Source organism: Polynucleobacter sp. MG-Unter2-18 (genome assembly GCF_018687675.1).
Lineage (GTDB): Bacteria > Pseudomonadota > Gammaproteobacteria > Burkholderiales > Burkholderiaceae > Polynucleobacter.
The window spans coordinates 1,922,531-1,934,808 of record NZ_CP061302.1; the positions used below are offsets into that span (position 1 = coordinate 1,922,531).

The 12,278-nt window shown below is 47.2% G+C and carries 14 protein-coding genes; 4 read left to right on the forward strand and 10 right to left on the reverse strand.

Annotated elements, in window-relative coordinates; translation table 11 throughout:
* Positions 1–48 precede the first annotated feature (48 nt).
* From C2759_RS10035 to dapF, 3 genes are read left to right on the forward strand one after another with little or no spacing between them, the layout of a single operon-like run.
* Positions 49–909 (forward strand): lysophospholipid acyltransferase family protein, encoded by an 861-nt coding sequence (locus tag C2759_RS10035; protein WP_215355172.1) that lies wholly within the window; start codon positions 49–51, stop codon positions 907–909.
* Between the two features lie 24 nt (positions 910–933).
* On the forward strand, positions 934–1,833 hold the full coding sequence (locus tag C2759_RS10040; protein ID WP_215355174.1) for a lipid A biosynthesis acyltransferase: 900 nt from the start codon (positions 934–936) through the stop codon (positions 1,831–1,833).
* A 59-nt stretch (positions 1,834–1,892) separates the two neighbouring features.
* Positions 1,893–2,747, forward strand: coding sequence for a diaminopimelate epimerase (dapF, locus tag C2759_RS10045; protein WP_215356765.1), 855 nt, complete (start codon positions 1,893–1,895; stop codon positions 2,745–2,747).
* Positions 2,748–2,783: 36 nt separating this feature from the next.
* On the opposite strand, the gene pyrE is transcribed toward dapF, so the two are convergent.
* Positions 2,784–3,452 (reverse strand): orotate phosphoribosyltransferase, encoded by a 669-nt coding sequence (gene pyrE / locus C2759_RS10050; protein ID WP_215355175.1) that lies wholly within the window; start codon positions 3,450–3,452, stop codon positions 2,784–2,786.
* 8 nt (positions 3,453–3,460) lie between these two features.
* Here pyrE and C2759_RS10055 point away from each other — a divergent pair, with 8 nt between their 5' ends.
* Positions 3,461–4,243: an exodeoxyribonuclease III gene (locus tag C2759_RS10055; protein ID WP_215355177.1), complete on the forward strand. Its 783-nt coding sequence runs from the start codon at positions 3,461–3,463 to the stop codon at positions 4,241–4,243.
* On the opposite strand, the gene C2759_RS10060 is transcribed toward C2759_RS10055, so the two are convergent.
* The 9 genes from C2759_RS10060 to C2759_RS10100 form a co-directional block, all read right to left on the reverse strand.
* Positions 4,236–5,570, reverse strand: a complete 1,335-nt coding sequence (locus C2759_RS10060; protein ID WP_305849430.1) for an AmpG family muropeptide MFS transporter — start codon at positions 5,568–5,570, stop codon at positions 4,236–4,238. The genes C2759_RS10055 and C2759_RS10060 overlap by 8 nt on opposite strands.
* Positions 5,563–6,144: a methionine biosynthesis protein MetW gene (gene metW / locus C2759_RS10065; protein WP_215302215.1), complete on the reverse strand. Its 582-nt coding sequence runs from the start codon at positions 6,142–6,144 to the stop codon at positions 5,563–5,565. The genes C2759_RS10060 and metW overlap by 8 nt, the downstream gene beginning before the upstream one ends.
* The gene (locus C2759_RS10070) at positions 6,141–7,280 is read right to left on the reverse strand and encodes a homoserine O-acetyltransferase (RefSeq protein ID WP_215355180.1); all 1,140 of its coding nucleotides are present in this window, start codon (positions 7,278–7,280) and stop codon (positions 6,141–6,143) included. Before C2759_RS10070 ends, metW begins: the two co-directional genes overlap by 4 nt.
* Positions 7,277–7,933, reverse strand: a complete 657-nt coding sequence (gene slmA, locus C2759_RS10075; RefSeq protein WP_215355182.1) for a nucleoid occlusion factor SlmA — start codon at positions 7,931–7,933, stop codon at positions 7,277–7,279. The genes C2759_RS10070 and slmA overlap by 4 nt, the downstream gene beginning before the upstream one ends.
* A gap of 22 nt (positions 7,934–7,955) precedes the next feature.
* Positions 7,956–8,858 carry an acetylglutamate kinase gene (gene argB / locus C2759_RS10080; protein WP_046330968.1) on the reverse strand — a complete coding sequence of 301 codons (903 nt, stop codon included), beginning with the start codon at positions 8,856–8,858 and terminating at the stop codon, positions 7,956–7,958.
* Positions 8,859–8,884: 26 nt separating this feature from the next.
* A complete protein-coding gene (gene dksA / locus C2759_RS10085; protein WP_046331310.1) occupies positions 8,885–9,262 on the reverse strand; it encodes an RNA polymerase-binding protein DksA in 378 nt (125 codons plus the stop codon).
* A gap of 225 nt (positions 9,263–9,487) precedes the next feature.
* Complete coding sequence (locus C2759_RS10090; protein ID WP_215355184.1) at positions 9,488–10,549, reverse strand: GTP-binding protein; 1,062 nt, start codon at positions 10,547–10,549, stop codon at positions 9,488–9,490.
* A gap of 66 nt (positions 10,550–10,615) precedes the next feature.
* Positions 10,616–11,617: a tyrosine recombinase XerC gene (locus C2759_RS10095; RefSeq protein ID WP_215355185.1), complete on the reverse strand. Its 1,002-nt coding sequence runs from the start codon at positions 11,615–11,617 to the stop codon at positions 10,616–10,618.
* Positions 11,598–12,272, reverse strand: a complete 675-nt coding sequence (locus tag C2759_RS10100; RefSeq protein ID WP_215355187.1) for a DUF484 family protein — start codon at positions 12,270–12,272, stop codon at positions 11,598–11,600. The genes C2759_RS10095 and C2759_RS10100 overlap by 20 nt, the downstream gene beginning before the upstream one ends.
* Positions 12,273–12,278 lie beyond the last annotated feature (6 nt).

Below are 12,278 nucleotides of genomic sequence, written 5' to 3' on the forward strand. Positions count from 1 at the left end.
CGAAGCTGGAAATTTGGCCCTATCGCCCGCATTGAATATCATTAGAGGGTGTACAAAATCCTTCTCAAGCTAACCCTCGCTGCAATTGCAGTCTTGCCCTTATTCGTAGTTCAGGTGATTGGGGCTGCCTTAGGGATCTTAGCCTACCTAGGATCCAAACAATATCGATCACTTTTTCGCCCTCAATATGAGGCGGTTACTAAAAGCCATCATCTACCACTTCAAATCTGGAGTGCAGCGGCAGCCTCAGGGCAGCTCTTCTCAGACAGTTTGTGGATTTGGCGAAATCCCAAAAAAGCACTTTCCCTAGTTGAAATACAAGACTGGGATCTAGTTGAGGCAGCCATTAATGAAGGTCATGGCTTAGTCATGCTCACACCACACCTAGGCGGCTTTGAAATCATTCCCCGAGTATTGGCTCAACACTTCCCTGCCACCATCCTCTATCGCCCTTCTCGCCAAGAATGGCTCAATGAACTAGTGGAAGAGGGTCGCGCCTATCCCAATATGCACTTCGTACCAACCAACCTGCATGGCGTTCGTCAAATGACACGCGCCCTAACCCGCGGGGAAGCCATTGGGATTCTTCCAGATCAAGTACCGAGTGGCGGTGAAGGAGTATGGGTACCGTTCTTTGGGCGCTTAGCTTATACAACGCCACTGCCAGCACGCTTAGCCAATCGCAACAAAACACCTGTTGTCATGTTTACTGCTAAACGTAAAGGGCTAGGCAAAGGCTGGCTCATGCAAGCCAAGAGGCTAGAGCCACTTTCTGAAGATTCCACACTGGCAGCGGCTGAACTGAACGTTGCCATTGAGAATGCCATCTTAGTTGCACCCAATCAATTTATCTGGGCGTATAACCGCTACAAACATCCAAGCGGAGCAGAATTGCCACCAAGTAATTAGTTAGTAAATTTATAATTTGTTCTCATGACCTGGTTACAAAATGTTTTTAATTTTCTAGCGCTGAGCTTACTGCGCCTGTTTGCATTTTTACCCTATAGCCTCACTATTCAGATTGGCTATGGTCTTGGCTGGTTAGCAGCACATATACCCAATGAGCGTGCCAAGGTTGTTAAAACGAACTTGCGCCTGTGCTTTCCCAATCTAAGCGAAGAGGAAATTCATTTCCTTTCGCTAGAGCACTGGAAATTATTTGGTCGTAGCGTGATGGAGAGAAGTCGCATCTGGCTTGGTAGTGGAAAACAGATTACTGATATCGTCACCATCAACTCTGCTATTACTCTAGGCGATCGTAAGCCACGACTCCTGATTAACCCCCACTTTATTGGACTTGAAGGTGGCTTTATGGCCCTCTCCGTCTTAGCAAGCGAGCATGACTGGCCTCGCGGTGCTGGCCTCTATCAAAACATGAAAAACCCCTTCTTCAATCAAAAAATGATTGAATGGAGAAATCGTTTCGGAGGGAAATCGATTGAGAGACAAAGCCGCTTACGTGATTTGATTCGGGAAATTCAGACGGGGAACTTTATTTTTATTGCACCCGATATTGATCTCGGTCCACGTGACTCTATTTTTGTACCCTTCTTTGGTATTCAGACAAATACGATCACCTCTGTGTCACGTTTAGCTAGGCTTAGTGGCGCAGAAGTTTGCCTCATGACTACCACCCTGAATCCTGATCGCAAAGCTTATACCTGCAATATCAGCGCCCCACTTCCCAACTTCCCAACAGATGATGTGGAAGCCGATACTACGCGCCTGAATAAATACATCGAAGAGCTTGTTCGAGAAAGGCCGGCAGAGTACTATTGGGTACACAAACGCTTTAAGCATAGGCCACCCGGCGAGCCTAGCCTTTATAACTAATTGGAATTCTTGTGAGCACGAATTTAAACAGGTCTGCACGCACATTGCGCTTTACCAAAATGCATGGTGCAGGCAATGACTTCATTGTGCTCAATGGGATTGATCAAGATCTCACCAACATCACCCGCGAGCAATGGCAACAACTAGCACATCGTCAGCTTGGCATTGGCGCCGATCAAATTCTTCTGGTTGAAAAAGCTACGCGCCCGGATGCTGACTTTCGTTATCGCATTTTTAATTCTGATGGTGGCGAGGTTGAGCAATGCGGCAATGGCTCACGCTGCTTTGTTCGCTTTGTACTCGACCAAGGCCTTTCCAGAAAAAATCCTTTGCGTGTAGAAGTGGCACATACCATCCTCACCCTGAAATCTCATGATGATGGCCAAGTGGAAGTGGATATGGGCGCGCCGATTTTTGAGCATAGTCAAATTCCTTTTAATGCGAGCGACTTAGCAAGTAAGCAAGAGTTTCATGAAATGCTGTATGCACTACCCATTAAAACTCCTGCTGCACACGACAGTTGGATCGGCGTTGTCTCGATGGGCAATCCTCATGCAGTTCAAGTGGTGGGCGATATCAATAGCGCGCCTGTACTCGAAGAGGGTCCATCAATTGAAAAAAATCCTGTATTTCCAAAACGTGTAAATGCAGGCTATATGCAAATCCTGAATCGCCATGAAATCCAATTGCGCGTCTATGAGCGCGGCGCTGGCGAGACCCTCGCTTGCGGCACTGGCGCATGCGCTGCTGTGGTTTCAGGCATTCGTCGTGGCTTGCTCGACTCACCGGTGAAGGTGCATACCCGTGGGGGCGATTTACAAATTGCCTGGGGCGGCCTCATCAATGGAGTGATTCAACCTGTGATCATGACCGGCCCAGCCATTACCGTATTCGAAGGCGAAGTAACAATCTAAGACTGAAGCTATGCAGTTTCTGCAACTGCAATCTAATTAAATGCCGTACTTCTCACGATAGGCTTTGACTGCCGGCAGGTAACTTGTTAGCTCCGCATTGCTTGAGGCGGTTAAGAAAGCCATCAAGTCTGCTAGGTTCGCAATTGCTACCACTGGCAAGCCAAATTCTTGCTCTACAGCTTGAACTGCTGACTTGTCACCAACTTCAGTAGCAGTCCCTGACTTCTCCATACGATCCAAGGCAATTAATACTGCTGCAGGCTCAGCACCCGCCTCACGAATGAGCTTGACGGACTCTCGTACAGATGTACCTGCAGAAATCACATCATCAATGATGACCACCTTGCCTTTTACTGGGGCGCCGACCAATGAACCGCCCTCGCCATGGTCTTTTGCTTCTTTCCGGTTGTAAGCATAAGGCACATTAAGACCAGTGTCAGCCAATGCAATTGCTGTTGCGGCAGCCAAAGTAATTCCCTTATAAGCAGGGCCATACAGCATGTCGTACTGGAGACCAGACTCTTGCAGGGCTTTGGCGTAATAGCGACCTAGCGCACTTAAGCGAGCGCCATCGTTAAACCCACCGGCATTAAAGAAATAAGGTGAAAGGCGCCCCGCTTTAGTTTTAAACTCCCCAAATGACAAAACATTTGCTTCTAGGGCAAATTGAATAAAGTTATCTTGATTTGAATTTTTTGAGCTCATAGGCCTATATGTTACGCATCATTTCTGCCAACCTCAACGGTATCCGCTCGGCGGTCAAAAAAGGCTTCTTGCCCTGGGCCATAAAGCAAAAAGCCGACTTTATCTGCATGCAGGAGCTTAAGGCTCAACAAGACGATTTGGAAGATGCCATCCTCAACCCAGATGGCCTGCACGGCTTCTTTCATCATGCCGAAAAAAAGGGCTATAGCGGTTGTGGCATCTACACCCCACATCAGCCTGACAAGGTGCTGTATGGCTATGGTAATGAAGAGTTTGATGCTGAGGGACGTTATGTCGAAGCTCGGTTCAAAAAGCTTTCAGTAATTTCCGTGTACATGCCCTCAGGCTCAAGCTCACCAGAAAGGCAGGAAGCTAAGTATCGTTATCTCGACTCTTTCTTAACGCATCTAGTAGAGCTTAAGAAATCAGGTCGTGAGATTGTGCTGTGCGGGGATGTCAATATTGCCCATAATGAGATTGACCTCAAGAACTGGAAAGGCAATCTCAAGAACTCCGGATTTTTACCAGAAGAGCGCGCTTGGTTGACAAACCTATTTAGTAAAGTTGGTTTTGTAGATGTCTACAGAAAACTAGAGCCCGAGACCACGGATACCTGTTACACCTGGTGGAGTAATCGTGGGCAAGCGTATGCAAAAAATGTTGGTTGGCGCATCGACTATCACATCACCACTCCCGGGATTGCAGCAAGCGCCAAAAATACTACTGTGTATAAAGATGAGCGCTTTTCAGATCACGCGCCACTGACAGTAGATTACGACTGGTTTATTTAAAAACCTGTGAGTCATGCTTTTTAAATTCCACCACTTTGAAGTGAATAGTGAGCCAAATCAGAATTAATACTGGCGCACCAATAACTGCAGTGCTAATAAAAAAGTTTGAGTAGCCAAAGTGATTTACAAAGACGCCTGAGAACCCAGCCAACCACTTTGGCAATAAGAGCATCATTGAACTAAACAAGGCGTACTGCGTTGCGGAGTACTGAATATTCGTTAGTGCTGATAAGAATGCAATGAAAGCAGCTGTGGCAATTCCAGAACTCAGATTGTCAGCCGAGATAACCCAGATCAAGCCATGCAAGTCATGACCCTGCTTGGCAAGCCAAGCAAATAACAGGTTACTGACAGCCGACAAAATCGCACCCAAAAACAAAATCCGCATCACGCCAAAACGTAAGGTAAGGACGCCTCCAACGAAGGCGCCGACCAATGTCATCACTACCCCAAAGACTTTGCTCACTGCTGCCACTTCATCTTTGGTGTAACCCATGTCCACATAAAATGGGTTGGCCATAATTCCCATCACCACATCACTAATGCGATAGATGGCAATTAAGGACAAAATTAAAATAGCGTGCCAACCGTAACGCTGAATAAAATCTGTAAATGGCTCAATCAAAGTTTGATATAGCCACGCTTTTGCATTTCGGGCTTTTACTAGCTCAATGCGAACGGGCTCTTTACTAAACAAGGTAGTAAGCACGCCAACAATGATAGAGAGCGCCATACAAAGATAAGCAAATTGCCAGGCGGCTGGATCATAGCCAGTGGCACCTGCTTCAGCGCGGGCGGCTAACCAGAGAACACCAGCACCAGACCAAATTAAAGCTAATCGATAGCCTGTTTGATAAGTAGCTGCCAGAGCCGCCTGGTGATCACTATCAGCAGACTCAATTCGGAAAGCATCCAAAGCAATATCTTGAGTTGCAGAACCAAATGCAACTAAGAGCGCACACCACACAATCGGCGTCAGCTGCACTTTAGGATCAATACTGGCCATACCAACTAGGCCAATAATAATGAGGAATTGCGCAAAAAGTAGCCAGCTACGCCTTCTGCCAAAAAATCTTGACAATAAGGGAATAGATAATCGATCTACCAAGGGAGCCCACATCCACTTAAAGGCATAAATCAAGCCAACCCAAGTGAGGTACCCAATCGTACTACGATCAATGCCAGCCTCTCGCAACCAAAAGCTGAGTGTTCCTAAAATCAGCAGCAGGGGTAGACCAGCGGAGAAGCCCAAGAAGAGCATTCGAAGACATGGCCATTCGAGATAAACCCGAAAATCTTTCAGCCAGGACTGAGCACTACTAAGCACGTCGAACGCGGAACAGCGCTAAGCTTCCAAAAAGATTGGGCATCAAGGTAACTTGCCGCCCCTCATGCAGGATGCATTGATCCAGAATCTGTAAGCCTAGGCTCGAAGCTAATTTTTCAAAATCAGCCACTGTGAGAACGCGTACATTGGGTGTGTTGTACCACTGATATGGGAGGCTTTTAGAAACTGGCATGCGGCCAAAGCCAACGGCTAAGCGGTGCGACCAGTGGCCAAAGTTCGGAAAAGAAACAACCGACTCTTTGCCAACCCGGACGACTTCACGCAAGATCTTTTCAGTTTCATGAATAGTTTGCAGTGTTTGCGACAGCACTACCGTATCAAAACTATTGTTCTCAAAGAGCGCCAAGCCCCCTTCCAGATTTTGCTGAATAACGTTTAAACCTTTTTGCACACAAGAAAGTACGCGCGCATCATCAATCTCAACTCCATAAGCGTGCACAGGTTTCTGTTTTTGCAAATATTCTAAGAAGCTGCCATCACCGCAACCGAGATCAAGCACTTCACTATTAGGTGCAATCCAATTTGCTATTGCGGCAAAGTCTGCGCGCTTCATGATTTAGCCTCTAGCATTTTTTCGAAGTAGGCGCGAATCAAGTTGTGATAACGCGGGTCATCCAACAAGAAAGCATCATGTCCATGCGGAGCATCAATTTCTGCATAACTGACTTCACTCTTATTGCTAAGTAAAGACTCCACAATCTCACGACTACGATTGGGTGGGAAACGCCAATCAGTAGAAAAACTCACAACTAAAAACTTAGCCTGTACTTCGGCTAGAGCGCGATTCAAGCTGCCTTCATAACGACGAGAAGGATCAAAATAATCTAGCGCCCTAGTAATTAGCAAATATGTGTTGGCATCAAAGTAAACAGAGAACTTGTCACCTTGATGGCGCAAATAGCTTTCAACCTCAAACTCCACATCAAAGCTAAAGCGATAGTCTTGAGACTCGCCGCCAGGTCTTTGCAGCTCGCGCCCAAATTTTTCAGCCATATCATCGTCAGATAAATAGGTGATGTGTCCGACCATACGAGCCAACTTGAGGCCACGCTTTGGCACTACGCCATGTTCGTAGTAATTACCACCATAAAAATCTGGGTCAGACAAAATTGCATTGCGAGCTACTTCATTAAATGCAATGTTCTGTGCACTCAATTTTGGCGTCGACGCAATGACTAAACAATGTGCAAGACGTTTTGGGAACTGGATAGACCAGGCTAATGCCTGCATGCCACCTAAGCTTCCACCCATGACTGCAGCAAAACGGCGAATGCCCAACTTATCGGCCAAGCGCGCTTGGGTGTTTACCCAATCTTCCACCGTAATTACCGGGAAGTCTGCACCATAGGGCTTCTTGGTGGCAGGATTGATGCTCATAGGACCAGTAGATCCAAAGCAAGATCCTAAATTATTAACGCCAATCACAAAAAAGTGATTGGTATCTACAGGCTTGCCCGGCCCAATCATGTTGTCCCACCATCCGATATCTTTTGCATCATCAGGATTGGGTCCAGCCACATGATGTGATGCATTGAGTGCGTGACAAACTAGGACAGCATTACTTTTATCGGCATTAAGCTTGCCGTACGTTTCAATAACTAAATCGTAGCCCGATAAAATGGCGCCACTTTGCAAAGGCAAGGGCTCGGCAAAGTGGATAGTATTTCTAGAGAGATGTAGCTCGCTCATTCGGATAAAAGAATGCGAAGACTGATGTCAGACGCTTCAGTGGGAAGCTTTTTAAAGCCGCTACGAGCAAAACGATGCCAACGGCCCAAAACATAACTCATCAACATCGCCGCACGGATGCTGACTTCATCTTGAGATACATTTGCCCACGTACCGCCTTGAGTTTGGGCAATACGCAGTGCCTGCTTTAAAGATGTCTCAACACGATCAAGCACTTGTGTAATGCGCTCTTGCAAGCGATCGTCTTCTTGCAATAGAGCGTCGCCCAAAAGTACGCGAGTCATGCCGGGATTTTTTTCTGCAAAGAATAAGAGCATCTGCAAAATTCCACGTGCTTGTGCAAGCCCAGACTCTTCTTTTTGATTGATCTGGTTAATCAGACCAAAAACCGTTTGCTCAATAAATGAAATCAGACCCTCAAACATCTGCGCCTTACTGGCGAAATGTCGATAGAGTGCTGCCTCTGAGACTTGAATTTTTGCTGCCAATGCTGCAGTCGTTACTCGCTCACCCTTGGGGTTTTGCAACATCTCTGCTAATACTTGCAAAATCTGGAGGCGACGCTCACCTGGACGTGGGCGCTTACGTGTCTTGCCCTCTTCGGCAGTTGTCTTCTCAATCTCTGAGGCGCTAGGATCAAAAGAATCACGCATATTTATATCTCTTGTTCAACTCTTAGCGGGAACGAATCATCGTACCGAATGCTTGCTCTGTCAGAATCTCCAGCAATAAGGAGTGCTCAATTCGTCCATCAATGATGTGCACTGAATTTACGCCACTCTTTGCCGCATCTAATGCTGAAGAAATCTTTGGCAACATGCCACCAGAAATGGTGCCGTCAGCAAATAAACCATCAATTTCACGTGCAGTCAGGTCGGTTAAAAGCGTACCGCTCTTATCCATTACACCCGGAATATTGGTCATCATGACTAATTTCTCTGCATGCAAAATTTCTGCCATCTTGCCGGCCACCAAGTCAGCATTAATATTGTAGGCCTGACCCTCTTCGCTAAATCCGATTGGAGAGATCACCGGAATGAAGGCGTCATCTTGCAATGCTTTTACAACTGCAGGGTTAATCGTATCAATCTCACCAACAAAACCTAAATCAATAGTTCCGCCAGGCTTCTTTTCGTCGGCAACCAGCATCTTCTTTGCACGAATCAAGCCACCATCTTTGCCAGTCAAACCAACTGCTTGACCACCAAAGTGATTAATCAACATCACAATATCTTGCTGCACTTCACCGCCCAGAACCCACTCAACTACTTCCATGGTCTCTTCATCGGTCACGCGCATGCCTTGAATAAAGGTGCCAGTCTTACCAATCTTTTTCAGAGCTTCATCAATTTGTGGGCCGCCGCCATGCACCACTACTGGGTTCATACCAACCAGCTTCAGCAAAATGACATCGCGTGCAAAGCTTTCCTTCAGGCGCTCTTCAACCATGGCGTTTCCACCGTACTTAATCACAATGGTCTTACCGTGATAAGCGCGAATGTAAGGCAAGGCCTCGGCCAAAATCTCCGCCTTTAATAAAGGGGAGATGTCACTAATAGTTGGGGATTGCTTTGTCATTGCTACTTTTATATTCGGTCTACTGATTAATCGCCAAACAACTTTTGACGCAGCTCACGACGTTCTTGCGCCTCTAGCGAGAGATTGGCTGTTGGGCGTGCAATGAGACGGTTCAAGCCAATCGGCTCGCCAGTCTCTTCACACCAACCATAATCACCAGACTCAATACGGGCTAAAGCCTGCTCTACTTTTTTCAATAACTTGCGCTCACGATCACGCGTGCGCAACTCAAGAGCATGCTCTTCTTCAATCGTTGCGCGATCCGCAGGGTCAGGAACCAAAATGTTTTCGCGCAAATGCTCTGTTGTTTCCGAGGCATTTTTCAGAATGTCGCCCTTTAAGGTCAATAACTTCTGACGGAAAAAATCTAACTGGCCGGCATTCATATAGTCCTTTTCGGACATCTTGAGTAATTCAGCTTCTGTTAAAGGGGCACCTTTGGCAGCTTTTGTGCTTGCCGCTTTACTAGGGGCTTTTGCTGCAGCCGTAGATTTCGTTGGTGTTTTTACCGTCATTTCATTCTTTCCATGGATCTAAATCATTATTACTTCATTCTGCCAAATTTTTACTACCCTTTTAGCCAATATTTATTAATGTTGGCCGTGGCGCGGGATTGTACTTTAAATTTCCTAGACCAAACAGCCCTCAAGCCCAGCCAGCAGGGTGTCTTTGGGCAAATCTATTCCAATAAAGACCATGCGGGTTTGCTTGGGCTCTGCACCCCATAAACCAGCCATATCACTGCCCATCATCTGATGGACGCCCTGGAACACGACTTTTCGGTTACTCCCCTTCACATAGAGGACGCCTTTGTAGCGCAACATCTTCTCACCGAAGACCTCCAAAATGCCTCCCAGGAAGTCTTCTAATTTTTTATGGTCAAAGGGTTTATCACTACGAAAAACGAAGGATTTGATCCGGTCTGTATGGCCTGCATGATCATGGTGATCGTGGCTATGATCATGATCACAGGTGCTGTGATCGTGATGGTCATGACTGTGATCGTGGCCACAAGTAGCGTGATCATGATCATCTTGTCCTAAAAAGTGAGGGTCAATATCGAGCTTCGCGTTCAAATTAAAGCCCTTGAGATCCAAAACAGCATCCAGAGGAACGATCCCTTTAGAGATTCCCTGAATTGGGGCTCGGGGATTCATGTGCATTAGGCGATTGCGCAAGGCATCTACTTGGGCAGGCGTCACCAAATCAGTCTTAGTAATAAAGATTTGATCAGCAAAGCCCACTTGGCGTTGCGCCTCTTCATGTTCAGTTAGTTGTTGCGGGCCATGCTTGGCATCCACCAAAGTGACTACGGCATCTAGAACATAGTGGTCTGCTACGTCGTCATCCATAAAGAAGGTTTGAGCTACCGGGCCTGGATTAGCCACACCAGTGGTTTCAATGACCACGCGCTCAAAGCTAATTTTTTTGTCCTTACGTTGCTCCCAAAGCTCATTCAGAGCTTCAACCAGATCTCCACGGATGGTGCAACAAATACAACCATTGCTCATTTGCACAATGTTCTCTTGATTATCTTGAACCAAGATGTCGTTGTCGATATTCTCTTCACCAAACTCGTTCTCAATCACAGCAATTTTTTTGCCATGCTCTGCAGTCAGTATGTGTTTGAGCAAGGTGGTTTTGCCGCTACCCAAAAAGCCCGTGAGAATTGTTACCGGAATTAACGCCATCTTTGATCCTATCAAAATCTATAAATGCATTCCCCAAACGGGAAACCTTCTATCTTACCGAGTTCTTCAAGCTTTGCCAGCTTTCGCACGAGGATGCGCCTTGTCATATGCCTGTGCTAGATGTTGGAAGTCTAAAGAGGTGTAAATCTGGGTACTGGCGATGCTGGCGTGCCCCAACATCTCCTGCACCGCCCTCAAATCCTGAGAAGACTGCAATATATGGCTAGCGAAGCTATGGCGCATCATATGCGGGTGTACATGGGTAGGAAGACCTGCCCGCATGGCTAAGGTGCGTAAGCGCGCTTGAACGGTACGGGGAGACAAACGCGCTCCTGTAGCGGAAATAAATAAAGCCATTGATGCATCTGCCTGTTCAAGCAAGTCTCGAGCTGCACGCCAAACTTTGAGAGACTGCATTGCTGGTCCACCAATTGGAACTGAGCGACGTTTGCCGCCCTTACCCAAAACCGTCACCTCTGCAGCATCCCAGTCCAGCCAGCCAGCAGACTCATGTTGACGATCCTTGCTTTGCATCACATCAATTCCCAATAGTTCTGATAAACGCAGGCCAGAGGAATAAAGTAAATCAATGATCGCCGCATCACGCACCGTCTCTAGATCCTTTTTTTCCTCAGCTTCTTTGACGGCCTGATTGACTAAGGAGAGTGCTTGCTCAACCGAAAGCGCCTTTGGCAAAGACTTCAAACGTTTGGGTGCCTTTACATCATCAACAGGATTGGCAACTAGGTTTGCAGTAATCCTGTCTGTCTGCGCATCACGGCGCGCATCTTTCTCAGTCAACCAGTCATACCAGCCACGCCAAGCAGAAAGCGCTCTTGCAATCGTGCGAGATGACTTTCCTTTAGAGTGCAGGCGACCAGCCCAGCGACGTACGTGAGCGTTGCTTACCTTTAACAAGTCAATAGCATCGTCTGCGGCCAGCGTTTGTAACTCGCTTAGATCCATGCGGTACGCTTTCAGCGTATGCGGTGAGAGCTGCCTTAATACATGCAGCTCGTGCAGATACTCTTGCACCAGGGGATACAGATTAGCTGGTACTCGGCTCATAAGCCTGGATGCGATCCAAAGCTGCAGCGGTAAGTTCAGCAATCTGACGCAAATAGAACGCGCCCATATCCGCAGTAAAACGGGACTCGTCTTTGCTTGCCAGTAAAAGCACTGCGGGTGATTGCGCCATACCGATACTTTTGCCCAATGGCAGGCCAATAGCCACCATGCTTTGCCACGCAGGATCGATACTCACTTGAGTTGCCAACAAATCGACACTCGCTGCAGCCAGCTCTTTGGCAGAGCCGCAAAGCGGTGTATCAATCCAAGGTCCGAATGCTGTATTGGGCGACAAGAGTTGGGCCGACTCGACTTCAAATACCTCTGCCAAACCCGAAGTCACCGCAGACTCTACTTCCGCCTTTGTATTAGCGCTCATCAGACGCAACAGCCAAGCGACTAAACTTTGCTGAGTCTTATCATTCCGACTTCCAAAGTGAAGCATCTCACTCAGACGACGATTGAGCTCTTGGTTTTGTGTGCGCAACAAAGTCATCTGGCGCTCTTGCAAGGAGATTGCACGATCCTCATGGGGATGCTTCAAGCGAATTTCATTTAAAAGATTGGCGTAACGCTCAAAGAAGCCGGGGGTTGCGCGCAACCACTCTGCTACCAATTCTTCTTGCTCGGCTTGCTTAGGATCGATTGCGCTCATCTATCT

Bases quoted from the DNA above. Each gene is read 5' to 3' on its own strand.
- slmA (WP_215355182.1), bottom strand. From the start codon at position 7,933: ATGCGTGATTCTTTTGATCCTAGCGCCTCAGAGATTGAGAAGACAACT.
- C2759_RS10070 (WP_215355180.1), bottom strand. From the start codon at position 7,280: ATGAGCGAGCTACATCTCTCTAGAAATACTATCCACTTTGCCGAGCCC.
- dksA (WP_046331310.1), bottom strand. From the start codon at position 9,262: ATGTCCGAAAAGGACTATATGAATGCCGGCCAGTTAGATTTTTTCCGT.
- C2759_RS10100 (WP_215355187.1), bottom strand. From the start codon at position 12,272: ATGAGCGCAATCGATCCTAAGCAAGCCGAGCAAGAAGAATTGGTAGCA.
- metW (WP_215302215.1), bottom strand. From the start codon at position 6,144: ATGAAGCGCGCAGACTTTGCCGCAATAGCAAATTGGATTGCACCTAAT.
- C2759_RS10090 (WP_215355184.1), bottom strand. From the start codon at position 10,549: ATGGCGTTAATTCCGGTAACAATTCTCACGGGCTTTTTGGGTAGCGGC.
- C2759_RS10095 (WP_215355185.1), bottom strand. From the start codon at position 11,617: ATGAGCCGAGTACCAGCTAATCTGTATCCCCTGGTGCAAGAGTATCTG.
- pyrE (WP_215355175.1), bottom strand. From the start codon at position 3,452: ATGAGCTCAAAAAATTCAAATCAAGATAACTTTATTCAATTTGCCCTA.
- C2759_RS10040 (WP_215355174.1), top strand. From the start codon at position 934: ATGACCTGGTTACAAAATGTTTTTAATTTTCTAGCGCTGAGCTTACTG.
- dapF (WP_215356765.1), top strand. From the start codon at position 1,893: ATGCATGGTGCAGGCAATGACTTCATTGTGCTCAATGGGATTGATCAA.
- C2759_RS10055 (WP_215355177.1), top strand. From the start codon at position 3,461: ATGTTACGCATCATTTCTGCCAACCTCAACGGTATCCGCTCGGCGGTC.
- argB (WP_046330968.1), bottom strand. From the start codon at position 8,858: ATGACAAAGCAATCCCCAACTATTAGTGACATCTCCCCTTTATTAAAG.